The following is a 23821-nucleotide window of genomic DNA, read 5'->3' on the forward strand; positions in this document are numbered from 1 at the left end:
AGTCGAACCCGATCACCGCTGGTGGCGGACTCGCGCACCGCGTTCCTGGGACCGGTAGGCGGCCCTCGGGCCCGAGGCTTGCCCCGTCACGACCGAACGGGGGAACCGATGTACCAGACACCACCGCAGTACCCGCCGGTGACGCCCTACGAGACCGGGCGGACCATCCGCTTCCGCGTCCCGCTGCTGTTGCCGTTGCTGCCACTCATCCTGTTCGCGGCGCTGTTCTTCGGCGGGTCCTACGCGCTCTCGCCGGAGCCGGAGGTCGAGATGCAGGCCGGGTTCGCGTTCGCCGAGGTCGACGGGCGGGACGTGGTGCTCGCGCCCTACTCGCGGCACGGCGTGCGCGGCATGTTCCAGATGATGACGCAGGACCTGTTCCAGGTGCGGCTCGCGGCTACCGACCCGGCGTCCGGCGAGGTGCTGTGGGACACGCAGCTGTCGGACGGGCTGGCCTGGGAGGCGTCGGTGCTGGCCGCCGGTCAGCGCTACGCCTACCTGGCCACCGACTCCGGGCTCGTCGTGGTCGCGCTGGCCGACGGCTCCGTGGTCGCCGAGGGCGCGGAGGTCCAAGGGCTCGGCGACGCGTTCGCCGCCGTGCGGACCGCCTACGCGTACGACCAGGACGGCCGCCGCGTGATGGCCATGACCGCCACCGGAGGGGTGTTGGCGGTCGGGCTGGACGAGGTGGTGGCCACGCCGGTCGACACGTCGACCGCCGCCGCCTGGTCCGGCCGGCTCTCGGTGCAGCACGGCCCCGGCGCGCCGGCCAAGGCCACCGGCGACGAGGCGACCTTGAACGCCGGTGCCGAGCGGATCGCGCTGCGGCAGGCGCCGGATGGCGCGCCGGGCAGCGTGCTGGTCCGCGTCACGGCCGCCCAGCGGGAGCTCCCGGTGGGCGGGACCGCGTTCCTCGGCGCGCGGCTGGTGGTCGACGGCGTGACCGCGGTCGCCGCGGCCACCGGGCACGTGCTGGTCGAGCACCAGCGCTCGGTGAACGACCCCGGCGTGGCGCTGAGCCTGGTGTCCCTGGCCACCGGGCAGGTCACGGCCACCTTGGCGGTCGACGCCCGGGTGGACCGCGCCCTGGGCGGGCCCGACGGCGTGACGGCGGTCGCGGCGGGCGACCTGCTCGCGGCGGCCCGTGGCGACGGCCGGGTCGTGCCCCTCAACGTCGGGCTGACGGACTTCTTCGGCTTCCACCGCTGACACCTCGCTCGAAAGGACAAGATCATGAAGGTGTTCTCCTGGCTCGGCCTCACCGCCGGACTGGCCCTCACGGCGGCCTGGGTCGCGGGCGGGCTGGCGGGCGACGACGTGTCCGCCTGGCTGAACGGCTGGCTGGTCGGCCCGTTCGTCCTCCTGTTCGCCGTGCCCACCCTGTTCTCGACGAGCAGGCTGTTCGCCGGCGGTTACGCGGCCCTGACCGGCGGCGTGCCCAAGGAGTTCCGCGACGCGCCGATCGGCATGGGCACGGTCGTGGGCGTGGCGCGGACCGGCCTGACCGTCAACGACCAGCCCCAGCTCGACATCCGGTTCCAGGTCGACACCGCGGACGGCCGCACGTTCCCGGCCACCGCGCGGCAGGTCGTCGACATCACCGAGCTGTCCCTCGTGCAGCCGGGCGCGATCCTGCCGGTCCGCTACCTGTCCGACGGCCGCGCGGTGCTCGCCACCGACGCGCCGCCGCACGAGCTCCAAGCCGCCCTCGACCGCGTGCACGTGGCCAAGGGCATCCTGACGCCGCACCAGCTGCGCATCACCGAGGAGGGCGTCGAGACCAGCGCCGTCGTGCTGGACATGGTCCCGACCGGGCAGACCTCCGACGGCCGGACCGCGTTGCGGCTGAGCCTGCGCGTGACCCGCCCGGACGGCACCACGTTCGACGTGACGCAGGAGAAGAAGCTGCCGCCGATGTCGATCCCGCAGGTGCAGCGCGGCATGGTGGTCAAGGCGATGTACCTGCCCGAGGACGAGTCGGACGTCGCGGTCCTCACCAAGCTGATCCCGTGACGGCGGCGCCGGCGGGCGGACCGGCGTTGACCCGGTCGGCCCAGTCGGCCGGGTCGGGGTGCCCGAACGCGCCCCGGCGGGCAGGGCACAATGGCTCGCTGTGACCACAGCCATTCACCAGAGGATCGCCGACGAGCTCGGGGTGCGGGCCGGGCAGGTCAGCGCCGCCGTCGACCTGCTCGACGGTGGTTCCACCGTCCCCTTCATCGCCCGCTACCGCAAGGAAGCGACCGGCGCGCTGGACGACGCCCAGCTGCGCACCCTGGAGGAGCGGCTGGGCTACCTGCGCGAGCTTGAGGAGCGCCGGGCGGCTGTGCTCGAGTCCATCCGGTCGCAGGGCAAGCTGGACGAGGCGCTGGAGGCTTCGATCCTGGCCGCCGACTCCAAGGCCCGGCTGGAGGACCTCTACCTGCCGTACAAGCCGAAGCGGCGGACCAAGGCGCAGATCGCGCGCGAGCAGGGCCTCGAACCGCTCGCCGACGGCCTGCTGGGCGACCCGACGCAGGACCCGCAGGAAGTGGCGAAGGCGTTCGTGACCGAGGAGGTCCCCGACGTCGCCGCCGCGTTGCAGGGCGCGCGGTCGATCCTGGTCGAGCGGTTCGGCGAGGACGGCGACCTCATCGGCGAGCTGCGCGAGCGGATGTGGGCCCAGGGGCGGCTCGCGTCCAAGGTCCGGGAGGGCAAGGAGGAGGACGGGGCGAAGTTCTCCGACTACTTCGACTTCTCCGAGCCGTTCACCAAGCTGCCCTCGCACCGCATCCTCGCGCTGCTGCGCGGCGAGAAGGAAGAGGTGCTCGACCTCCAGTTCGACCCGGCCGACGAGGACGAGCCCACCGGGTACGAGGCGCGCATCGCGTCCCGCTTCGGCGTGGACAACCAGGGCCGGCCCGCGGACCGCTGGTTGGGCGACACGGTCCGCTGGGCGTGGCGCACCCGCATCCTCGTGCACCTGGGCATCGACCTGCGGTCGCGGCTGCGGGCGTTCGCCGAGGACGAGGCCGTGAAGGTGTTCGCCTCCAACCTGCGCGACCTGCTGCTCGCCGCACCGGCGGGCACCCGGGCCACCATGGGCCTGGACCCCGGGTTCCGCACCGGCGTGAAGGTGGCCGTGGTCGACGCGACCGGCAAGGTCGTCGACACCGACACCATCTACCCGCACGTGCCCGCGAACCGGTGGGACGAGTCGATCGCCAAGCTGGCCGTGCTGGCGCGCAAGCACTCCGTGGAGCTGGTCGCCATCGGCAACGGCACCGCGTCGCGGGAGACCGACAAGCTGGCCGTCGACCTGCTCAAGCGGCACCCCGAGCTGAAGCTCACCAAGGCCGTGGTGTCCGAGGCGGGCGCGTCGGTGTACTCGGCGTCCGCGTTCGCCTCGGCCGAGCTGCCCGGCCTGGACGTGTCGCTGCGCGGCGCGGTGTCCATCGCCCGCCGCTTGCAGGACCCGCTGGCCGAGCTGGTGAAGATCGACCCGAAGTCGATCGGCGTCGGCCAGTACCAGCACGACCTGTCCGAGTCGAAGCTGTCGCGCTCGTTGGACGCGGTGGTCGAGGACTGCGTGAACGCCGTCGGCGTCGACCTGAACACCGCGTCCGTGCCGCTGCTGACGCGGGTCTCCGGCATCACCGCGGGCCTGGCCGAGAACATCGTGCTGCACCGCGACAGCAACGGCCCGTTCCGCTCGCGGCGCGCGTTGAAGGACGTGGCGCGGCTGGGCCCGAAGGCGTTCGAGCAGTGCGCGGGCTTCCTGCGCATCCCCAACGGCGACGACCCGCTGGACGCCTCCGCCGTGCACCCCGAGGCGTACCCGGTGGTGCGGCGGATGCAGGAGCGCGCCGGCGGCGAGCAGCTGATCGGCAACACGGCGGTGCTGAAGTCGCTGCGCCCGCAGGAGTTCGTGGACGAGCGGTTCGGCCTGCCGACCGTGACCGACATCCTGCGCGAGCTGGAGAAGCCGGGGCGCGACCCGCGGCCCGCGTTCAAGACCGCCACGTTCGCCGACGGGGTGGAGAAGATCTCCGACCTCAAGCCGGGCATGGTGCTGGAGGGCGTGGTGACGAACGTGGCCGCGTTCGGCGCGTTCGTGGACGTCGGCGTGCACCAGGACGGGCTGGTGCACATCTCGGCGCTGTCCAACACCTACGTCAAGGACCCGCGGGACGTGGTCAAGTCCGGTGACGTGGTGCGGGTGAAGGTGCTGGAGGTCGACATCCCGCGCAAGCGGATCGGGTTGACGCTGCGGCTGGAGGACGAGCCGGGTCGCAAGCCGCCGCGTGAGCAGCGCGAACCGCGCGGTGGTCAGCGCGGGCCGCGTGGGGGCGGCGGTGGTGGCGGCAAGCCGCGTCAGCAGGAGCGGCCCCCGGCGAACGGCGCGATGGCCGAAGCGCTGCGGCGTGCCGGGCTTGGCGGCGGCAAGTAGGGGTACCCGGCGGCCATGAGGGTCGTCGTCACGGGTGCCAGCGGCAACGTGGGGACGGCCCTGCTCCGGGTGCTCGCGGACGCGGGCGACGTGGTGGTCGGCATCGCGCGGCACGTGCCGCCCGGTTCACCTGACTGGGTGAGCTGCGACATCGGTGCGCCGGCCGCCGAGGTGGTGTTGAGCAGGGCGTTCGCCGGTGCGGACGCGGTGGTGCACCTGGCGTGGGCCGTGCAGCCCACGTCGGGTGAGCCCGACATGCGGCGGACCAACCTCGTCGGCAGCGCGCACGTGCTGCGCGCGGCGGAACGTGCCGGTGTGCCGCACGTCGTGGTGGCGTCGTCGGTCGCGGCGTACACGCCCGCTTCGACGCCGGTGGACGAGGAGTGGCCGTGTGGCGGAGTGCCGGGGAGTGCATACAGTAGGCAAAAAGCCGAGCTGGAGCGGATGCTCGCCGGGCGTCGCGGGATCGCGGTGGTGCGGCCGTGCGCGATCGTGCAGCCGGACGCCGGCGGCGAGCTCGCCCGGTGGGTGCTGAGCCCGCTGCTGCCCGCCGGGATGCTGGGACGCCGGTGGCTGCCGATGCCGCTGTGGCCGGGGCTGCGGGCGCAGGTCGTGCACGCCGAGGACGTGGCGCGGGCGATCCGGGTCGTCCTGGCGCACCGGGCGGAGGGCGCGTTCAACGTCGCGGCCGATCCGCCGTTGGGCGCGCGGGAGCTGGCGTCGACGCTCGGCGGGTTCCTGCTGCCGGTGCCGTTGGCGGTCCTGCGCGCGGCGGCGTGGCCGACGTGGCGGCTGGGCGTGCAGCCCGTGCACCCCGGCTGGTTGCGGTTGGCCGATCAGGCGTCCCTTGTGGACTGCACGCGGGTGCGGGCGTTGGGCTGGGAACCGCGGCACCCGCCGCGGGAGGCGTTGGCGGAGTTCGTGGCGGCGGTCGCGCGGGGGCGCGGGACGTGGGGGCCGCTCGCGCCGCGCCACGAGGGACGGTGGCGGCGGCTGGGCTTCGGCCGGCCGGCGCATCAGAGCCAGGGAGATGTGCGTTGAGCGATGTCGTGGACGCGGTGGTCATCGGATCGGGCCCGAACGGGCTGGTGGCGGCGAACCTGCTGGCCGACGCCGGGTGGGACGTGCTGGTGCTGGAGGCGGCCGACGAGCCCGGCGGTGCGGTGCGGACGGCCGAGCTGACGGAGCCGGGGTTCCGGCACGACCTGTTCAGCGCGTTCTACCCGCTGGGCGCGGCGTCGCCCGTGATCGCGGGGTTGGGGTTGGAGCGGCACGGGCTGCGGTGGCGGCGGGCGCCGGAGGTGCTGGCGCACGTGTTCCCGGACGACCGGGCCGTCGTGCTGTCGCAGGACGTGGACCGGACGGCGGAGTCGGTCGAGTCGTTCGGCGCGGGTGACGGCGACGTGTGGCGGGCGGAGTTCGCGCGGTGGGAGCGGGTGCGGTCGGAGTTGATCGAGGCGTTGATGCGGCCGTTCCCGCCCGTGCGGGCCGGTGCCGGGCTGCTCGGGGCGCTGGGTGCGGGTGAGGCGTTGCGGTTCGCGCGGTCGTTCGTGCAGTCGGTGCGGGCGTTCGGGGACGAGCGGTTCTCGGGCGAGGGCGCGCCGTTGTTGTTGGCGGGCAACGCGATGCACACCGACCTGGGGCCGGACCAGGCCGGCGGGGCGGCGTTCGGGTGGTTGCTGTCGATGCTGGGGCAGGACGTCGGGTACCCGGTGCCGGAGGGCGGGGCCGGGGCGTTGACGCAGGCGTTGGTGCGGCGGCTGGGTGGCGTGGTGGAGTGCGGCCGGGCGGTGGACCGGGTGGTCGTGGCCGGTGGGCGTGCGCTCGGGGTGCGTGACGCGGCGGGCGGGTACGTGCGGGCGCGCAAGGCGGTGCTGGCGGACGTGCCCGCGCCGTCGCTGTACCTCGGGCTGGTGGGGGCGGAGCACCTGCCGGCGCGGTTGGTGTCGGACCTGGACGCGTTCGAGTGGGACGACGCGACGATCAAGGTGGACTGGGCGTTGAACGGGCCCGTGCCGTGGACGGCGGCGGAGGTGCGGGGTGCGGGGACCGTCCACTTGGGAGGGGACTTCAACGGGTTGGCGCAGTCCAGCACGGAGATCGCGTGCGGGCGGGTGCCGCGGCTGCCGTTCGTGATCATGGGGCAGATGACGACGACGGACCCGACGCGGTCGCCGGCGGGCACGGAGACGGCTTGGGCGTACACGCACGTGCCGCGGGGTGAGCGCTGGTCGGCGGACCGGCTGCGCCGCCGTGCCGACCGGGTCGAGCAGGTGGTCGAGCAGCACGCGCCCGGGTTCCGGGACCTGATCCGCGCGCGCGTCGTGCAGGGTCCGGAGGACCTGGAGACCCGCAACCGCAGCCTGGTCGCCGGTTCGATCAACTCGGGCACCGCGGCCATCCACCAGCAGCTCGTGTTCCGCCCGATCCCGGGCCTGGGCCGGTCCGACACCCCGGTCGACCGCCTCTACCTGACCTCCGCGTCGGCCCACCCGGGCGGCGGCGTCCACGGCGCGTCCGGCGCGAACGCCGCCCGTGCCGCCCTGGCCCGCAACGGCCTGGCCGGCGACGCCTACCGCCTCCTCCTCTCCAGCCTCCACCACCACCTCTACCCCCGCGAGAGTCGAACGCTCAGGTCCCGAGAGTCGAACGTCCAGGCCCCCTGAGTTCTACGTTCAGGTCACCGCTGGACGGGACCCGAGCGTTGAATTCGGGGGTCCTGAGCGTTCGACACACGAGACCTGAACGTTCGACTCTCGGGACCTGGAGGTTCGACACGCGGGACCTGAGGGTTCGACTCGCGGGGTTAGAGGGTGCCCTTGCGGGTGGCCTGGTCGGCCAGGCGGCGGAGGGACTCGCGGTTGCGTGGGGTCAGGAAGAGGGTTTGGGCGGCTTCGGGGAGGAGGGAGAGCGGGCCCTTGGTGGCCTCCTCGGCCATGGTGACCTCGCAGCCGTCGGCGGTGGGGGCCAGGGTGAAGCGGATGCGGGCCGCGCCCAACGGCCACAGGCGGGCTTCCAGCTCCAGCGTGTTCGGCGGGTCGACGTCCAGCACGGTGGTCACGTCCTTCACCGCCAGCGGCCACGCGCCGACGCTGTGGTGGATGCGCGTGCCGGTGCCCGGCCACCCCGGGTCGACCTCGCGGATGTGCGCCGCGCCCACCACCCAGCCCGCGTACGACCAGCCGTCGGCCAGCACCGCGAACACCCGCTCCACCGACGTGGGCACCGCCCAGCGCACCTCGATCATGCGCCTCGGATTCCCCGCGCGGACCGGCGGAAACTACCCGGCGGGGCTACTTCGCCCGGGTGCCCTTCAGCTTCACCAGGTCCGACTCGAACAGGTCGGCGATCACGGCCAGCCCGCCGGGTGTCGCCGGGTCCGGCCGCGCGATGTAGGACTGCGTCGCCGACGGCCGTCCCACGAGCGAGAACCGCAGCTGACCGGTCAGGCTGCTCGTGTCCACCTTGTTGGTGTCCTGGAACGCCCGCAGCACGCCGTCACGGGTCAGGTCGCGCTCGCCGCACGCCTTCTCCAGCACCGCCGCGAACGCCACCCCGATCACGTACCCGTGGTCCACCGAACCGGTCGGCTCCAGGTCCGGGAACTTGCGCGTGAACGCCTCCGCCACCGCGCGCGGCCCCGGCAGGTCGGTCGCGAACGGCGCGATCGGCGACACCACCTGGACCCGCTTCACCACGGCCGCCGCCGCGGGCGACTGGAGGATCAACGGGTCGTAGCCCGCCGCGTTGACCAGGAACGGCACGTCCCAGCCGAGCCGCTCGGCGGTGGCGACGGCGGTCGCGGTCTGCTGCGGTGACGTGCTGAGGAACACCGCCTTCGCCCCCGCCGCACGCAGCTCGCCGACCTGCGCGGCCACGTCCGCAGTCTCCGGCACGGCCTTCGCGACCAGCTTCATCCCCCACTGCTCGGCGGCGAACGTGCTGCCCTCCAGCGCGTTGCGCCCGTAGTCGCTGTCGACGTACACGTGCCCGATGGTGTCGCCCTCGCGGATCGCGCCGGACCGCTTCACGTGGTCCAGCCCGTTGATCACGTCGAGGTCGTACGTCGTGCCGACGACCATCATGTGCGGGTTGCCGAGCAGGCTCGCCGACCAGGACGCGGGCGCGGCGATGGCGCGGGTCTGCATCAGGTCCGGCTCGATGGCTTCGGTCATCGGCGCCCCGGTGACGTCCATGAACCCGAGCACCTGCGGTTCGAGGTCGAAGTACGCGGTCAGCGCCCGGTTCACGTCGTAGCCGTGGTCGGCCTGCTTGAGCTCGACCTTGCGCCCGCAGATGCCGCCGCGCTCGTTCAGCTCGCTCAGGAACAGCTCGTAGCCCTTGATCCGGATGAGCGACGTGGCCGAGAACGGTCCCGTCATGTCGGTGAGCACGCCCAGCGAGATGGTGTCGTCGGTGACGCCCGGTCCGGTCTTCACCGGCGCCTCGTCCGGCGCGCCGCACCCGGCGAGCAGCACGGCGAGCACGGTCGATCCGACGACGAAGTTGCGCACCAACGGGACTCCCACAGCTCACGTTACCGACGGGTAAGGAGTATTGACAGAAGTCACCCGAATCGCCTAATCATGTGACATACCGCACGGTCGGTAACCTTTTCCGCCGGGTTCGAAGTACTCGTTCGCCGTGATTGCCACTCGATCAGCCCCATATCGTCACAGCGAGCCAGGGGGTGCTCGAACCGAACGATTCGGGTTCCAATACAGGGGCCCGGTCGATCTCCGCGCGAGTGCCTGGAGTGCGCATGACGCCACCCCGAACCAGCTCTCCGATCCTGGTCGGCCGGGGTGCCGAGCCGGCCGCGCTGCTGGGCGCGGTGGCCGCCCAGCCGTCGGTGGCGCTGGTGGCGGGTGAGGCGGGCGTCGGCAAGAGCCGGCTGGTGCGCGAGCTGCTCGGCCGGCCCGAGGTGCGGCACCTGCGCGTGCTCACCGGGTTCTGCCAGCCGCTGCGCGAGCCGTTCCCGTACGGCGCGGTGCTCGACGCGTTGCGCACGGTGGGCGACTGCCTGGACCGGGTGTCACTGAGCCCGGTGACGGGCGTGCTGAGGCCGCTCGTGCCGGAGCTCGCGGGCCACCTGCCCGACCCGCCCGAACGCCCGGACGACCCGCGGCACGAGCGGCACCACCTGTTCCGGGCGGTGCGCGAGCTGCTGTCCGTGCTCGGCCCGGTCCTGCTGGTGGTGGAGGACCTGCACTGGGCCGACGACGGGTGCCGCCACCTGCTGCGCTTCCTGATGGCCGACCCGCCGCCGAACCTGACCACGCTGGTCACCTACCGCCGCGAGGACGCGCCCGGCGGCATGCCGCTGGGCCGCGCCTACCGCCCGCCGGCCGGCGTGACGTCCGTGCTGGTCGAGCCGGCCCCGCTGGACGTCGACGGCGTGCACGACCTGACCGCCGCGATCCTCGACGTGGACACCGTGCCCGCCGCGTTCGCCGCACGGCTGCACGAGCGCACGGCCGGCATCCCGTTCGTGGTCGAGGAGGTGCTGCGGGCGTTGGACGGCCCGGACTGGAGGCTGCTGGACGAGGTCGAGGCGCCCGCGCTGCTGCGCGACGCGATGGCCCAACGCCTGGCCAGGCTGCCCGGCACGGCCCGCCGCGTCGCCGAGACCGCCGCCGTGCTCGGCGTGCCCGCCACCGAGCGGCTCCTCGCCGACGTCGCCGCCGTCCCCCTGGAACGGGCCTCGGCCGCCGCGCTCACCCACGCCCTGCACAGCGGCGTGCTGCACGAGACCTCGGACGTCCGCTATAGCTTCCGCCACGCCCTCGCCCAGCAGGCCGTCTACGACACGCTCACCGGTCCCGAGCGGCAACGCCTGCACTTGCGCGCCCTGCGAGCCCTCAACCACGCCACGCCCCGCCCGTTCATGCAGCTGGCCGAGCACAGCCGCCGCGCCGGGCTGCGGCACGACTGGCTGCGGCACGGCGAGGCCGCCGCGGACCGGGCGCTGGACGTCGGCGACCCGTCCACCGCGACCCACCTCTACCAGCGCCTGCTGGACGAGGCGTCGCTGACGCCCGCCGACGTCGACCGGCTCGCCGTGAAGCTCGGCCAGGTCGCCCGCGGCGGCCTCGACCAGCGCGACCCCCGGGCCACGCTGGAACGGCTGCTCGACGACCACCGGCTGTCCACCGCCGCGCGCGGCGAGGTGCGGCTGAACCTCGGTTTCCTGCTGATCCGCCAGTTCGACGGGCCGCGGCACGGGCGCGTGGTCGCCGAGCAGGCCATCGGGGAGCTGGCCGAGCGGCCGGACCTGGCGATGCGGGCGCGGGCCGTGCTCGCCCAGCCGTTCGTCGGCGCGACGCCGCTGGCGGAGCACCTGCGGTGGCTGCGCGAGGTGGAGGCGTTCATCGCGTCGTGCGAGGACGACCAGGTGCGGTACGCGTTGCCGGCCAACCAGCTCGGGTCGCGGATGTCCGTGGGCGACCACACCGTGATGGCCGAGCTCGACCGGCTGCCGGACACGGCGGCGGACGTGGCGGTCCGGCGGCACCTGGCGCGGGCGTGCCGTTCACCGAGGGCACCGGCCAGTCCACCGGCATCCACCTCGACTGGTACAGCGGCGACTGGGGCACGTTGGCGGACCGGGCCGCGCGGCTGCTGGAGGAGTACCGCGAGATGCTGCCGGTGGCGGGCGAGATCAACCTGGTGCTGGGATGCCTGGCCGTGACGCGGGGCGAGAGGGACGCGGCCGAGCGGCACCTGGCCGACAGCGGCGTGCGGTCGGTGGAGAACTCGATCACGCCGGTGGCGCTGGGCGGTTTCGCCGCGCTGACCAGGCTGTGGTCGGAGCGCGGCGACCCGGCGCGGGCGTGCGCCGAGGCGGACCGGGGGCTGGACCTGGCGCGACGCAAGGGCGTCTGGGCGAGGTTGGGCGAGCTCGCGCCCGCCGCGGTGGACGCGTTCCGCGCCGCCGGGCGGGTCGAGGACGCGGCCAAGCTGGTGGAGGAGTTCGACGCCGGGCTGGTCGGCCGGGACGCGCCGCCGGCGCACGTGGCGTTGAAGATGTACCGGGCGTTCCTGGCGCAGCGGGACGACGACGCCGGGCCCCTGCTCCAGGAAGCGCGTCGGGCGGCCGACGACCTGGGCCTGCGGTACTGCTCGGCGGTGTTGTCGGAACGGATCGCGCTGGTGGCGTTGGAGCGCGGTGACGACGCGGCGGCGACCGAGCTGGGCGAGGTGGCGGCGCGGTCCGACGCGCTGGGCGCGAGCCGTGACGCGGCGCGGTGCCGGCACCTGGTGCGCGGCGCGGGCGTGACGACGCCGTCACGGCGCGGTCGGCGCGGGTACGGCAACGCGTTGTCCCCGCGTGAGCAGGACGTGGCGCGGCTGCCGGCGCAGGGCCGGACCAACCGGGAGATCGCCGACGTGCTGTTCCTGGCGCCGCGCACGGTGGAGCAGCACGTGGCGCGGGTGCTGCGCAAGCTCGGCGTGGCGTCGCGGGCGGACCTGCCGGCCTGACGCGGGCCCGTCCCGGGCCGGAACGCCGCGAGGACCGGCGGGGATCGCCCCGTCGGCCCTCGCGTCACTGCGTTCGACCGGTACGTGCGCCTAGAGGTACGAGCGCTGGCCCCACGGCATCGCCGCGGCGAGCTGGGCCCGCCTGCCGATGTCGAGCTTGCGGTAGATGCGGGTGATGTGGAGTTCGACGGCCCGGGTCGACACCGAGAAGTGCTCGGCGATCTGCCGGTTCGTCATGCCCTCCAACATCATCAGCGCGATCCGGTGCTCGTGCGGCGTCAACGGCTCGCGCGAGCGCGCTTCGGCGCTCTGCCCGTCGCGCGGCCGGACGATGCCCGGCACGCGCTCACCTTCCGGCACACCCAGCAGCACGTGCCACTGGCGTATGCGCACCTCTGCGATCGACTGCGATCGCACGTACGGGTCACCGCGCACCAGGTCCCGGGCTGCGGCGTCGTCGGGCACCTGCACGATGAGCAGCACGCCGGAACCATCGGCCCAGGGGCCGGTCCCGACGAGCACTCCCTGCTCGGCTAACGGACGCCAATATTCCCGGTGTGCGAGATGAATGGATCTCCGCACCTGGCGCGCATCACGAAATGTCAACTCAACGGCGAAAGCCACTGGACTGATCCCCATTTCATTCCGCGGCCGACTTTCGCCACATACTCAACTGGGGCGTTTATTCAGTGTCAAGTGAGACACATCACAACAGTGATATGGGAACCCAATGGCCCCTATAGCCGCTTTTCGAACCAGTGCTCCGCATAGCGGTCGCTGTTGAACGCGGGCACCTCACGGTAGCCGTGCTTGGCGTACAACGCCCGCGCTTCGACCAGGTCAGTACGGGTGTCGAGGCGAATGGCCGAAGCGCCAAATGAGACGGCGGCCTCCTCGACCGCGGCGAGCAGCGCCGCGCCGCCGCCGGTGCCGCGGGCGGCCGGATCGACGAACATCCGCTTCATCTCCGCCGTTTCGCGGTCTACCAGGCGAAACCCGACGCACCCTCGCACCTGCCCGCCGTGCCGGCCGACGAAGAACCGGACCAGGTCGTCGGTCGGGTCGTCGGCGATGGCCAGGTCGACCTCCGCCGGCGTGGCGGGCCGCCCGTAGTAGCGGGCGATGATGTCCGCCAGGTAGGTGCGGATCACCGCCACGGCGGTCGGGCTGTCCACCGGCTCGGGTTGAACGGTCCAGGAACTCATGGGCGGATTCTCACCCCCACTGGGCCATTCGGACACATGCTTTTCGGCATTCCGGACGCGTGTAAAGTGCGGGCCCGTGGTTGCGCAACAGGTCCGGCTGGAGCGGGACGCCGTGGGGCTGGCCGTGCTCACCGTCGACGCTCCCCCGCTGAACCTCTACACCGCCGAGCTGCAGGACCTGCTCGACGCGGCGGTCGAGGACCTGGAGCGACGGCCCGCGCGGGCGTTGCTGATCCGCTTCGAGGGCAAGGTCGTCAGCGGCGGCGTCGACGTGGGCCTGTTCGCCGCGCAGAAGACGTCCGCGCAGGCCAAGGCCCTGCTGGACCGGATGCTGGAGCTGACCGACCGGGTGGCCGCGCTGCCGTTCCCGACCGTGTTCGCCGCGCACGGGCTGTGCCTGACGTGGGCGTTCGAGGTCGCGGTGGCGTGCGACATCGTGCTGGCCGCGCACCGGGCGAGGTTCGGGTTGGTGGAGAAGGTCGTCGGGCTCACCCCGACCATGGGCGGCACGCAGCGGCTGGCCGCGCGGGCGGGCGTGGGGCGGGCCAAGGAGTTCGTGATGACCGGCGAGCGCTACGACGCGGCCACGCTGGAGCGGTGGGGCGTGGTCAACCGGGTGCTGCCGGACGAGGGGTTCGACGACGCGGCGCTGGAGTTCACGCTGGCGCTGGCGACCGGGCCGACGGTGGCGCACGCGGCGACCAAGCGGGTGCTGGCGCACTTCGAGAGCGGCGGGGTGGCCGAGGCGAACGAGCACGTCACCTCGATCGCCGCCGAGCTGTTCGACACCGAGGACCTGCGCGGCGCGGTGCGGTCGTTCCTGGCCGACGGGCCGGGCAAGGCGACGTTCAGCGGTCGCTGAGCCGCCGGGGGCACCTCACCGGGGGTCGTAGGCGGCGGAGCCGTACCAGGCGAGGGCGGAGCGCAGCTCGACCACGTCCCGGTCCCGGCGCTTGCGGTAGCGCTCGTGCGAGATCGGGTAGACGCGCAGGCCGCCCTTGTGCTTGGTGAAGCTGCCGCGTCCCAGCGTGTCCGGGGTCTTGGCGGCCGGGACCAGCCAGACCACGAGCCACGGGCGGGCGTGGTGGGCCTCGACCTTGACCCGGGCGATGGCGTACCACGGGAGGCGGCGGTTCTCCGTGCCGTTGGCCAGCGTGATGCCGTCGGGGCCGACGTCGAGGGTGAGCGGTGAGCGGGCGACGCCGATCAGGAGGCGGATGGCCGCCACCGCGAACGCGAGGAACGCGATGAACGCGGCCAGCCGCACCGCGCCGGGCGCACCGGCGGCGGGGTCGGCGATGGAGGCCGTCACGACCGCTGCCAGCACGTTCGCCCCGGCCCAGCTCAGGCCCACGGCGCGCGAGGTCTTGAACCGGACGCCGGTGGGGCGGACCTCCTTCGGTTCCGGGGTGATCCGGACCGGGACCGCCGCCGGGGTGGGTACCGGCGCGGCTGCGGGCGTGGGTGCGACGAGGGTCGGCGGTTTGGGCGGCGGGTCGTCCACCATGACCCGCGTCGGCGGCTTCGCGGGCAGTCGGCCCAGCTCGGTGTGCCGCTGCTCGACCATGGTGCGGACGCGTTCGGGCAGCCACGACGGTTCGCTGGACGGCGGGCCGATGGCCTCCAGCAGCCGCGCGGGCGTCGGCCGGTTCGCCGGTTCGCGGACCAGGCACGGCACGATCAGGGGCACCAGCCCCTGCGGCACGCGGGACAGGTCCGGCTCCTGGTGGACCACGCGGTAGACCAGCGCGGACGTGGCGCCCTCGCCGAACGGGCCACCGCCGGTCGCGGCGTAGACCAGCACCGAGCCGAGCGCGAACACGTCGCTCTGGGTGGTGATCTGCTGGCCGATGACCTGCTCGGGTGACAGGTAACCGGGCGTGCCGAACACGATGCCCGCTTCGGTGAGCGCGGAGTGCTCCAGGGCGCGGGCGATGCCGAAGTCGATCACGCGGGGGCCGTCGTCGGCCAGCAGCACGTTCGACGGCTTGAGGTCGCGGTGCACCAGGCCCGCGTTGTGGATCGCGACCAGCGCCTCGGCCAGGCCGCCCGCGAGGCGGCGCACGGCCCGTTCCGGCAGGGGGCCGTGGTCCTGGACGGCCTGCTGGAGGCTCGGGCCGGGGATGTACTCGGTGGCCATCCACGGCCGTTCGGCGTCGGGGTCGGCGTCCACGACGGTGGCGGTCCAGAAGCCGCCGACCGCGCGTGCCATCTCGACCTCGCGGCGGAAGCGCTCGCGGAACGGCGGGTTGTCGGCCAGCTCGGCGCGGGCGACCTTGACCGCGATCGGCCGCCCGCCGCGTGACCGCGCCAGGTAGACCGACCCCATCGCGCCGCGGCCGAGGGCGGCGAGCAGCGTGTAGTCGCCGATCCGCGACGGGGCGTTCGGGGGCAGTGGCTGCACGACACCCACACTAGATGTGCCGGCCACCCCGCTTGGGCCGGACGGCGAGGTTCGCGGCGCAGACCACAGTCGCGCAACCTCGGCCGGGGTCGCGGAGTCGAGCGGGCCTCAGGACCGGGGCGGCGCGTCCTGAGCGTTGAACTCAGGGGTCCTGAACGTAGGACACACGCGTTCCGAACGTAGGACTCACGGGACCTGAGTGTTCGACTCTCGGGGCCTGGAGGTTCGACTCACGGGGTGGTCAGGGTCAGGAGGGTGCGGGTGCGGGCGTGCCAGGAGTGGGGGTGGACGGAGGCGCGCAGGGCGGCGGGAGGGAGCAGGGGGCTGGCGATCAGGGTGGCGCGCAGGGCGTCGACGAACTCCGCGTGGGTGCGGGCGACGCGGACGCGGTCGGTGTAGCCCGCCAGCTCGGCGAAGTCGGTGCTGACCACCGGCAGGCCCAGGGCCAGGTACTCCTTCAGCTTGATCGGGTTCGACCGCTTGATCCAGTCGTTGTCCTGCCACGGCATGATCGCCACGTCGAACGCCGAGCCGTAGGCCGGGATCAGGCTGTAGCGGCGGAACCCGAGCCAGTGCACGTTCGGGTACTTCGCGAAGCGCTCCATCGGGTGCGTCGCGTCCCCGATCAGCACCAGGGACGCCTGCGGCAGCTCGGCGGCGACGCGTTCCAGCAGGTCGAAGTCGACCACGAAGTCGTCCAGCGCCCCGAAGAAGCCGACGCGCGGGCCGGGGATCGCGCGCACGTCGTCCGGCCACTCGGACTCCGGCCGCGCCGCGAAGTGGTCGACGTCCACGCCGTGGTCGAGGAAGTGCGCCCGGTGGCCGGTGCGCGGCAGCTCCTCGGCCATCAGCGCGTGGCTGACGTACACGACGTGGTCGGCGTGCGCCAGGAGCTGGTTCTCCAGCGCCTCGATCGACGCCCGGTCGGCCTCCGGGAAGTCCGAGTGCCGGTCCGAGCGGTTGAACACCAGGCGGTGCCGGCGCATCGGGGCGACCACGTCCCACGCGGTCGGGATGGTGACCATGATCACCGGCGTCCGGAGGCCCAGCGCGCGGGCCACCAGCCGGACCTGCGTGCGGACCAGCACGGCGTTGACCCGGCGCAGCAGCGGCGAGCCGTAGAACGGCAGGGGCAGCGGCGACATGACGTAGAACTCGGGCATCGGGCGGCGCACGAACTTGGCCACGCTGCGCAGCTTGCGCAGGACGCGCCGGGACACGTGCGTGCTGTTGCCGCGGGTGGGCATCCGCATGCCGATGCTGTTGACCACGAGCACCCGGCGGTGCGCGGCCATCGACCGCATCAGCTGGAAGTCCGAGTGCGCCCGGTTGTGGTACCACCAGTCCTGCGCGGAGAAGCACACCCAGCCGGGTTCGGGGCCCGCGCCGGGGCGCTCCGGCCACCGCCGCCACCGCAGCAGGTCACCGACGGCCTTGCGGTGCTTGACGCCGCGCGGCACGCGCAGCAGCTCGTTCAGCAGCACGGCGCACCACATGGCGAACGCGGCCGACCGGCCGTGGCGCTCGCGGACCATCCGGACGCGGTTCGTCGTCGCCATCGACCACAGCACCGGTGACGTCGACTGCTCGCCGCCCAGGTGCACGGCCCGCGCCCGCGGCTCGTAGCGGATGCCGTACCCGCGCTTGCCCGCGCGCAACATGTACTCGGTCTCCTCCGAGTACAGGAAGTACCGCTCTTCCAGCGCACCGGTCGCCTCCCGCGCCTCGCGCGAGATCAGCCACGCCGCGCCGGTCGCCCAGTCCGCCGTGCCCGCCGTCTCGTACCGGATGGGCTCCACGACCAGCTCCCCGAGCGCTTCGCGCCGCCCCGCCCGCGTGCCGCCGAGGACCGCTTCGCCCAACGCGCGCAACGGGTTCGGGGCGCGGCGCAACGACAGCTGCGGCGCGCCGTCCAGGCCCGCGAGCCGCGGCACGGCGATCCCGGTGCCGGGCAGCGCGAGCGCGGCGCGCAGCATGGCGACGGCGTCGCGGTGCAGGCGGACGTCCGGGTTGAGCACCAGCACGTCGCAGTCCGGCGCGGCGGCGAACCCGGCGTTGACGCCCGCCGCGAAGCCGTCGTTGGAGGCGCGGGCGACGACCTGCGCGTGCGGGGCGACGCGGGCGACGATCGCCAGCGTGTCGTCACCGGAAGCGTTGTCCACCACCACGACCCGGCTGTCCGCAATGGACTCCAGCGCGACGGCGACGGACTCCAGGCACTCTTCGACGACCTCGGCGCTGTGGTAGGTCACGATGACGACGGCAAGCGGCACTTCTACTCCCCGATCCGAGTGCCGGCGCCACCTGCGGCCGAGCGGCGGAAGCGGGTGCGCAGCGCGCCCCCGAGCAGGCGGAACGCGAACGGCAGGTCGTCGCGCAGGTAGCGCTTGGCCAGGCGGCGCGGTTCGAGCGCGAGGCGGTGCAGCCACTCCGCGCCCAGCTTCTGCACCACGCCCGAGGCGCGCCGGAACTCGCCCGCGGCCATCGGGATGCCCGCGCCGCAGCCGAGGAACCACGCCCGCGGCAGGTCGGCGCGCAGCAGGCGGATGAGGTTCTCCTGCTTGGGGAAGCCGAGGCCGACGAGGACCAGGTCCGGCGCGGCCGCCACCACCTCCGCGACGGTCGCGGCGGTGGTGGCGGAGGAGGCGTCGAACCCGAACGGCGGCGAGGCCGTGCCCGCGACGCGCAGCCCGGGGTAGCGGGCGCGCAGCACGTCGGCGGCCTTCTCCGGCACGCCCGGCTCACCGCCGAGCAGGTAGACCGACCTGCCTTCGCGGGCGGCGGCTCCGGCGAGGGTGAACACCAGCGACGAGCCGGTCACGCGCTCGGGCAGCGGGACGCCCGCGAGCCGACCCGCCCACACCACCGGCATGCCGTCGGCCACCACGAGCTCGGACTCGGCGATCAGCGCGGCCAGCTCGGGGCGGCGGGTCGCGGCGCGCACGATGTCCACGTTGGCCGTGACGATCGCCCCGCCCTCGGACCGCCGCCACGCTTCGGCGACGTGGTCGGCGACGCCGGACTCGCGGACGGACCACACGTCGACGGCGCCCACGCGGACGCGGGGCTGCGGGATGTCCGGCATACCCGCGTCATCGGGTTCGGGGTGGTCCCCGTTACGACGGGCCCGGACGGCGGTAACGGTCACCGCACGTGACCGATATCGGGTGCATGTACGTAGCGTCCGCCCGGCCTGGCGAGCGGGTCAGGGGCAAGGTGCCGGGCACGGTGGTCGCGCTCGGCGCGGTGAGCCTGCTGACCGACGTGTCGGCCGAGATGGTCACCGCGTTCATGCCGGTCTACCTGCTGTTCACGCTCAACGTGGGCTACGCCCAGTTCGGTCTGCTGGACGGCCTGTACACCGGTGCCACGGCCGTGCTGCGGCTCGTCGGCGGGCACGTCTCGGACCGGACGCACCGGCACAAGGCGGTCGCGGCGGCCGGTTACGGGCTGTCGGCGGTGACGAAGCTCATCTTCCCGCTCGTGGGCGCGTCGGCGTTCGGGATCGGCGCGACCATGGCGGCCGACCGCGCGGGCAAGGGGCTGCGCACCGCGCCGCGCGACGCGTTGATCTCGTTGGCCACGCCGCCGGACCGGTTGGGCGCGGCGTTCGGGGTGCACCGGAGCATGGACACGGTGGGCGCGCTGCTCGGGCCGCTGGTGACGTTCGCGCTGCTGTACTGGGTGGGCACGGTGGCGGGGCCGGTGTTCGTGGTGAGCGCGTGCTTCGCGGTGGTGGGGCTGATCGTCCTGGTGGCGTTCGTGCGGGAGAACCCGCGGCCCGCCTCGACCGGACCGCGCCCGTCGTTGCGGGCGGGCTTCGCGCTGCTGCGGGAGGCGGCGTACCGGCGGTTGGCGGTCGGGGCGGCGGTGCTGGGCCTCGCGACGTTGTCGGACGCGTTCGTGTTCGTCCTGGTGCAGAAGGCGACGGACGCGCCGCTGCACCTGCTGCCGCTGCTGCCGCTGGGCACCGCGCTGGTGTTCCTGGTGGCCGCCACGCCGGTGGGGCGGTTGGCGGACCGGGTCGGCCGGTGGCGGGTGTTCCTGGGCGGGCACGTGCTGCTGCTGGCCGTGTACGTGCTGCTGCTGGCCCCTGGCACGGGGTACTTCGGCGTCGGCGCGGCCTTGGTGCTGCACGGCCTGTTCTACGCCGCGACGGACGGCGTCCTGTCCGCCCGGGTGAGCGCGCTCGTGCCGGAGTCGCTGCGGGCGTCCGGCCTGGCGGTGGTGCAGACGGGGCAGGCGCTGGCCCGGCTGGTGTCGTCCGTGGCGTTCGGCCTGCTGCTCCAGTTCGCCGCGTTCGGCGCGGCGGTGCACGCGGCGATCGGCTCGCTGCTCGTGGCGGTCGCGGTCGCCTGGTGGCTCAACGCTCAGCGGCGGTAGTACCTCTTGCTCGCCTTGAGCGCCAGCCGGCCGATCTGGGCCATCGCGGCGACCACCACGGCGCTGTAGACCACCAGGCGGAAGGCGAACCTGTCTTCGGGTGTGTTGAGCAGGGCCAACCACACCAGGGCGGACAGGCCGACACCGGTCAGCAGCGTGATCAGGAGTGGGTGCCGACCCGACCAGCGGTCGAAGCCGATGGCCCGGCTCCGCGAGCGCTCCGTCGGGAAGCGGTCGGGGTCCTGGTCCTCGGCCAGGTCGAGTCCACCACCGGATCGGAAGCGCACGTCCACCCCCAGGAGGTCGGTTCGGTTCCTCCTGGGGGTGCCCGTCAGCGGTCAGCGGTGGTCGCTACACGCGGTCAGAGCAGGCCGATCCGACCGTGTGCCACCGAACGGCCGTGGGTCAGGTCGCCGGGGTGGCTCGCGGTGTAGCCCTGGAGCAGGGTGGCCAGGCCGACCAACAAGGGCACGTTGGCGTCGCATTGCGCCTTGCCGTAGGCGTTCGTGGTGGCGGTGCACAGCGGGTGGCCCTTGACCGTGCGGAACGTGATCTGCTTGCCCGCCACCGGCTTGCCCGTGTGCGACTCGGTGAGCGTGGCGTCCAAGCCGCGCGCGGTGAAGCCCAGCAGGCGCAGGTGCAGTTGCGCGTGGCCCGCGGTGAGCTCGGTCGGGGCCGGCGGGACGGCGTGGATCGCGATGCCCACCGGGTTGACGCCCACCGGCGCCGTGCCGACGACCGCGAGGGTGGTGGTGTCCACGATGGACACCGTGCCGCTGTTGTAGTTCGTCACGTACGCCCTGCCGCCGTCCGGGGTCAGCGCCACGCTGATCGGCCTGCTGCCCACCGGGATCTGCGCGACCGGGACCAGCCCGGCGATGTCCACCACGGACAGGCTGTGGCCCTCGCTGTTGGTCACGTACGCGCGCCCGCCGTCGGGCGAGATCGCGACGCCGTGCGGGATGAAGCTCACCGGGACCGTGCCGATCACGGCGTTGGTCGCGGTGTCGACCACGGTCACGTTGTTCGAGAACTTGTTGACCACGACCAGCTTCGCGCCGTCCGGCGTCACGGCCACCGCGGTCGGCGTGTTGCCGGTGGGGATCTCGGCGACCTCGGTGTTGGTCGCGGTGTCGACCACGGACACCGTGCCCGGCCCGACCACGTCGTGCGCCACGTAGAGCCGCTTGCCGTCCGGAGTGATCGCGATGCCGTCCGCGTTCGCGCCCACCGGGATGGTCTCGGTGGTCGCCAACGTCGCCGCGTCCACCACCGACACCGTGCCCGCCAGGTAGTTCGACACGTACACGTGGCCGCCGGACGGCGACACCACGACACCGGCGGGACCGTCGCCGACCGGCACGGCCGCGTCGACGGTGTTGGTCGGCGTGTCGATGACCGTCAGCGTGTCGTCGCGCACGTTCGTCACGTACCCGCGCGTGCCGTCGAACGCGACGCCGACGCCGTAGGGCGAATCGCCGGTGGAGTCGATGAGGGTCGTGGTGACGGCGTTCGTCGCGGTGTCGAGCACCGACACGCCGCCGCCGTTGTTGGCGACGTACCCGAGCACGCGCACCGGGCCCTCGGCGACCGCCGTCCCGGGCGGCAGGAGCAGCAGCGCCGCTCCCAACGCGATCACGCCGCACGCCGCCGTCGCCTTGCGGATCTGTCTGAGCAGCACTGTCGGCCTCCAGGGGTTCGCGGCTCGCAGTGCTCCCATCGGCGAGGGGCGCTGCCCTGTTAGCCGGTCAGAACCGGTACGCGCGGAACTGGTACGGACCGAAGTCGTCCACGATGCGGCCGGCCACGATCGGCACGGTCCGGTCCTCGTCCACCACCTCGGCGGTGCCCGACGACACCGGCACGGTCAGCGTGACGCGGGCGGCGAGGCTGCGCGGGTGCTCCTTGGTGCCGTCCGGCTGCGCCAGCACCCATCGCGCGTCACCGACCTGCTTGTGGAGCGCGGACACCGGGATGCCGTTGTCGCTCGACGCCGTGACGCCCGGCAGGTTCGGCGCGTTGAGCACCGGCGCGAGCGACTTCAGCCGCGCGTTGACGGCGGCGACCCGGGCGGTGATCGCCGGGCGGGTCAGGACGCTGGAGTACTCCCCCGTGCCGTCGGTGTGGAAGCTGTGCGCGAAGTAGTTGATGCCGGTCGCGCCGTGCAGGACGGTGTTCCACACCGCCGCTTCGAGCTGGTCCGGCTCGATGGTCTCGCCGCGGTCGTGCGGGTGCCCGGTCTCGACGAACCCGTACAGCGGCTTGTCCGGCCCGCACCACTTGCGCATGGTGTCGATGACCTGCCCGTAGCTGTACGCGCCGACGGTGTGGTCTCGGTCGGGGTGCGTCCAGCCGTAGTAGTCGGCCGACGCGATGTCCGCGGCCGAGCAGTAGGTGCGCATGTCCTCTTCGTACGACTTCTCGACGTAGCCGTAGCCGACCTCGCCGGTGGGCGTGCCCATCCAGGGGCTGAAGTTGAGGTACGTCGGCCGGGACGGGTCCTTGGCGCGCACCGCGTCGGCGGCCTTCACGATCGCCGACGGCTGCATGTCGGGGTGGAACACGTCGCCGTAGACCTTGGTCATGTCCGGCTCGTCGGCGATCAGGTAGCCGATGTAGTTGCGGGCGTGCGCGGTGTCGGCCAGGACGGCGTCCACGCGCGTGCCGTCCACGTAGACGCGCCAGTCGGTCTCGTGCAGGCCCTCCTGGCGCAGGTACCACCACTCGTCCTCCCACAGCCCGATGCCGGCGTCGATGCCGATCCTCGGGTAGGCGCGGCCGAGCTTCTCGCCGTTCTCGATGCCCGACGGGTCCTGCATCCAGACGTTGATCGGGAAGACGGTCGGGTCGCCGGTGGGGTTGGGCCCGTTGGCCCACTTCTCGTAGTAGTCGACGGACGGGCTCGCGGGGACCGGCGGCGGGTCGGCCGGCCGTGGCGCCTCGGCCGTGCACGCGGTCAGGGCGAGGGTCAGCGCCGCCAGCACGGCGGTCCTGGTCACCGCGGCGCCCGGACCCGCCCGCGCGCGGCCAGCACCTGCTTCGCCCGCTCGAAGCCGCCGGGGCCGAGCAGCCGCTGCGCCGCGGTCTTGGCCAGGTACCGCGCGCCGTCGCGGGCCGTGCGCAGCGGGTGGCCGACGAACCGGTCCCGGGCCAGCAGACCGCCGGCGGGCTCGGGCACGTCGTCCAGCGCCGCGCCGAACAGCGCCCGGTACGGCGCGGGCGCCACCAGCCGGCCGCGCGTGCGGTTGCTCACGTTGCCGCCGTGCACGACCTGGAGCCAGCCGGGCGGCCCGCCCAGCGACACCACCTCGGCGTGCTGGTGCAGCCGGTTGTGCCAGTCGGCCCAGCACGTCACCGGGTCGGTCCAGCTCTCCCGCACCGACGCGAACGCGTTGTCCCGGTCGTGGTGGGCGAACAGCCCGGTCGGGCTCTTGACGAGCCCGTTGGCCAGGTAGAGGGCGGTGCGGCGGCCCGTGGACCGCTCGGCCTGCACCCGGGCCACGAAGTCCGCGGCCAGGCCGTCGTCGTTGTCGAGGTTGCTGGTGATCAGCTCGTCGCCCTTGACCGGGAACAGCGCCGAGACGTCCCCGACCAGCTCGTCCCGGCTCACCTGCGTGCGGAACACCGGCGTGTACGCGTCGCCGTGCGCCTCGATGCGATCCTTGAGCCACCGCGGGCTCTCCGGGTCGAAGTAGATGAGCCACCGGAAGTTCGAGGACGTCTGCGCCGCCACCGAAGGCAGGCAGTACCGCTCGAACAGTCCGACGCGTTCGGTCAACCACCCCTCCCGCGCCCGCACGACGCTCTCCGCGCCCACGGACGGCAGGTTGAAACGCGTCAGCACGACGTGGTCCATGGAACCCCTTCCCGTATGTCCCCTACATCGGGATCGGGGCCCGGCCGTTAACGATCCGCGGC

20 protein-coding genes are annotated in these 23821 nt (G+C 73.3%); 9 read left to right on the top strand and 11 right to left on the bottom strand.

The window, feature by feature from the left end; all coding sequences use genetic code 11:
- The first annotated feature begins 108 nt into the window (after positions 1 to 108).
- The 5 genes from ACIQMJ_RS17665 (at position 109) to ACIQMJ_RS17685 (ending at position 7095) form a co-directional block, all read left to right on the top strand.
- Positions 109 to 1209, top strand: a complete 1101-nt coding sequence (locus ACIQMJ_RS17665) for a PA2928 family protein (protein ID WP_499762032.1) — start codon at positions 109 to 111, stop codon at positions 1207 to 1209.
- Between the two features lie 24 nt (positions 1210 to 1233).
- Positions 1234 to 2013: a hypothetical protein gene (locus ACIQMJ_RS17670; protein WP_499762033.1), complete on the top strand. Its 780-nt coding sequence runs from the start codon at positions 1234 to 1236 to the stop codon at positions 2011 to 2013.
- Positions 2014 to 2113: 100 nt separating this feature from the next.
- Positions 2114 to 4429 carry a Tex family protein gene (locus ACIQMJ_RS17675; RefSeq protein WP_499762034.1) on the top strand — a complete coding sequence of 772 codons (2316 nt, stop codon included), beginning with the start codon at positions 2114 to 2116 and terminating at the stop codon, positions 4427 to 4429.
- A gap of 15 nt (positions 4430 to 4444) precedes the next feature.
- Positions 4445 to 5470 (top strand): NAD-dependent epimerase/dehydratase family protein, encoded by a 1026-nt coding sequence (locus ACIQMJ_RS17680; RefSeq protein WP_499762035.1) that lies wholly within the window; start codon positions 4445 to 4447, stop codon positions 5468 to 5470.
- Positions 5467 to 7095 (top strand): phytoene desaturase family protein, encoded by a 1629-nt coding sequence (locus ACIQMJ_RS17685; protein WP_499762036.1) that lies wholly within the window; start codon positions 5467 to 5469, stop codon positions 7093 to 7095. Before ACIQMJ_RS17680 ends, ACIQMJ_RS17685 begins: the two co-directional genes overlap by 4 nt.
- Positions 7096 to 7235: 140 nt before the next feature.
- Here the strand turns inward: ACIQMJ_RS17685 and ACIQMJ_RS17690 are convergent, their stop codons facing one another.
- Entirely contained in the window at positions 7236 to 7676 is a 441-nt protein-coding gene (locus ACIQMJ_RS17690) for an SRPBCC family protein (RefSeq protein ID WP_499762037.1), read from the bottom strand.
- A 46-nt stretch (positions 7677 to 7722) separates the two neighbouring features.
- A complete protein-coding gene (locus tag ACIQMJ_RS17695) occupies positions 7723 to 8943 on the bottom strand; it encodes an ABC transporter substrate-binding protein (protein WP_499762038.1) in 1221 nt (406 codons plus the stop codon).
- Between the two features lie 248 nt (positions 8944 to 9191).
- On the opposite strand from ACIQMJ_RS17695, the gene ACIQMJ_RS17700 reads away from it, so the two are divergent.
- Entirely contained in the window at positions 9192 to 11120 is a 1929-nt protein-coding gene (locus tag ACIQMJ_RS17700; RefSeq protein ID WP_499762039.1) for an ATP-binding protein, read from the top strand.
- Between the two features lie 335 nt (positions 11121 to 11455).
- Positions 11456 to 11911 carry a helix-turn-helix transcriptional regulator gene (locus ACIQMJ_RS17705; protein WP_499762458.1) on the top strand — a complete coding sequence of 152 codons (456 nt, stop codon included), beginning with the start codon at positions 11456 to 11458 and terminating at the stop codon, positions 11909 to 11911.
- Between the two features lie 90 nt (positions 11912 to 12001).
- Here the strand turns inward: ACIQMJ_RS17705 and ACIQMJ_RS17710 are convergent, their stop codons facing one another.
- Positions 12002 to 12550, bottom strand: coding sequence for a LuxR C-terminal-related transcriptional regulator (locus ACIQMJ_RS17710; RefSeq protein WP_053715935.1), 549 nt, complete (start codon positions 12548 to 12550; stop codon positions 12002 to 12004).
- A gap of 98 nt (positions 12551 to 12648) precedes the next feature.
- Entirely contained in the window at positions 12649 to 13086 is a 438-nt protein-coding gene (locus ACIQMJ_RS17715; RefSeq protein WP_499762040.1) for a GNAT family N-acetyltransferase, read from the bottom strand.
- Positions 13087 to 13192: 106 nt separating this feature from the next.
- Here ACIQMJ_RS17715 and ACIQMJ_RS17720 point away from each other — a divergent pair, with 106 nt between their 5' ends.
- Complete coding sequence (locus ACIQMJ_RS17720) at positions 13193 to 13978, top strand: enoyl-CoA hydratase/isomerase family protein (RefSeq protein ID WP_499762041.1); 786 nt, start codon at positions 13193 to 13195, stop codon at positions 13976 to 13978.
- A 15-nt stretch (positions 13979 to 13993) separates the two neighbouring features.
- Here the strand turns inward: ACIQMJ_RS17720 and ACIQMJ_RS17725 are convergent, their stop codons facing one another.
- The 3 genes from ACIQMJ_RS17725 to ACIQMJ_RS17735 all read right to left on the bottom strand — a co-directional run bounded on the left by ACIQMJ_RS17725 (position 13994) and on the right by ACIQMJ_RS17735 (position 18605).
- Entirely contained in the window at positions 13994 to 15520 is a 1527-nt protein-coding gene (locus tag ACIQMJ_RS17725) for a serine/threonine-protein kinase (RefSeq protein WP_499762042.1), read from the bottom strand.
- Between the two features lie 230 nt (positions 15521 to 15750).
- Positions 15751 to 17793: a glycosyltransferase gene (locus ACIQMJ_RS17730; RefSeq protein WP_499762043.1), complete on the bottom strand. Its 2043-nt coding sequence runs from the start codon at positions 17791 to 17793 to the stop codon at positions 15751 to 15753.
- Between the two features lie 2 nt (positions 17794 to 17795).
- Positions 17796 to 18605 carry a WecB/TagA/CpsF family glycosyltransferase gene (locus tag ACIQMJ_RS17735; RefSeq protein WP_499762044.1) on the bottom strand — a complete coding sequence of 270 codons (810 nt, stop codon included), beginning with the start codon at positions 18603 to 18605 and terminating at the stop codon, positions 17796 to 17798.
- 86 nt (positions 18606 to 18691) lie between these two features.
- On the opposite strand from ACIQMJ_RS17735, the gene ACIQMJ_RS17740 reads away from it, so the two are divergent.
- Entirely contained in the window at positions 18692 to 19903 is a 1212-nt protein-coding gene (locus tag ACIQMJ_RS17740; protein ID WP_499762045.1) for an MFS transporter, read from the top strand.
- Here the strand turns inward: ACIQMJ_RS17740 and ACIQMJ_RS17745 are convergent.
- From ACIQMJ_RS17745 to ACIQMJ_RS17760, 4 genes are all read right to left on the bottom strand, one after another.
- Positions 19891 to 20190: a hypothetical protein gene (locus ACIQMJ_RS17745; protein ID WP_499762046.1), complete on the bottom strand. Its 300-nt coding sequence runs from the start codon at positions 20188 to 20190 to the stop codon at positions 19891 to 19893. The genes ACIQMJ_RS17740 and ACIQMJ_RS17745 overlap by 13 nt on opposite strands.
- Before the next feature lie 74 nt (positions 20191 to 20264).
- Entirely contained in the window at positions 20265 to 21584 is a 1320-nt protein-coding gene (locus tag ACIQMJ_RS17750; protein WP_499762047.1) for a cytochrome D1 domain-containing protein, read from the bottom strand.
- A gap of 67 nt (positions 21585 to 21651) precedes the next feature.
- Positions 21652 to 22902, bottom strand: coding sequence for a hypothetical protein (locus tag ACIQMJ_RS17755; RefSeq protein WP_499762048.1), 1251 nt, complete (start codon positions 22900 to 22902; stop codon positions 21652 to 21654).
- On the bottom strand, positions 22899 to 23747 hold the full coding sequence (locus ACIQMJ_RS17760; RefSeq protein ID WP_499762049.1) for a glycosyltransferase: 849 nt from the start codon (positions 23745 to 23747) through the stop codon (positions 22899 to 22901). The genes ACIQMJ_RS17755 and ACIQMJ_RS17760 overlap by 4 nt, the downstream gene beginning before the upstream one ends.
- Between the last annotated feature and the right edge of the window lie 74 nt (positions 23748 to 23821).

Source organism: Actinosynnema sp. NPDC091369 (genome assembly GCF_044757065.1).
Taxonomy (GTDB): Bacteria; Actinomycetota; Actinomycetes; order Mycobacteriales; family Pseudonocardiaceae; genus Actinosynnema.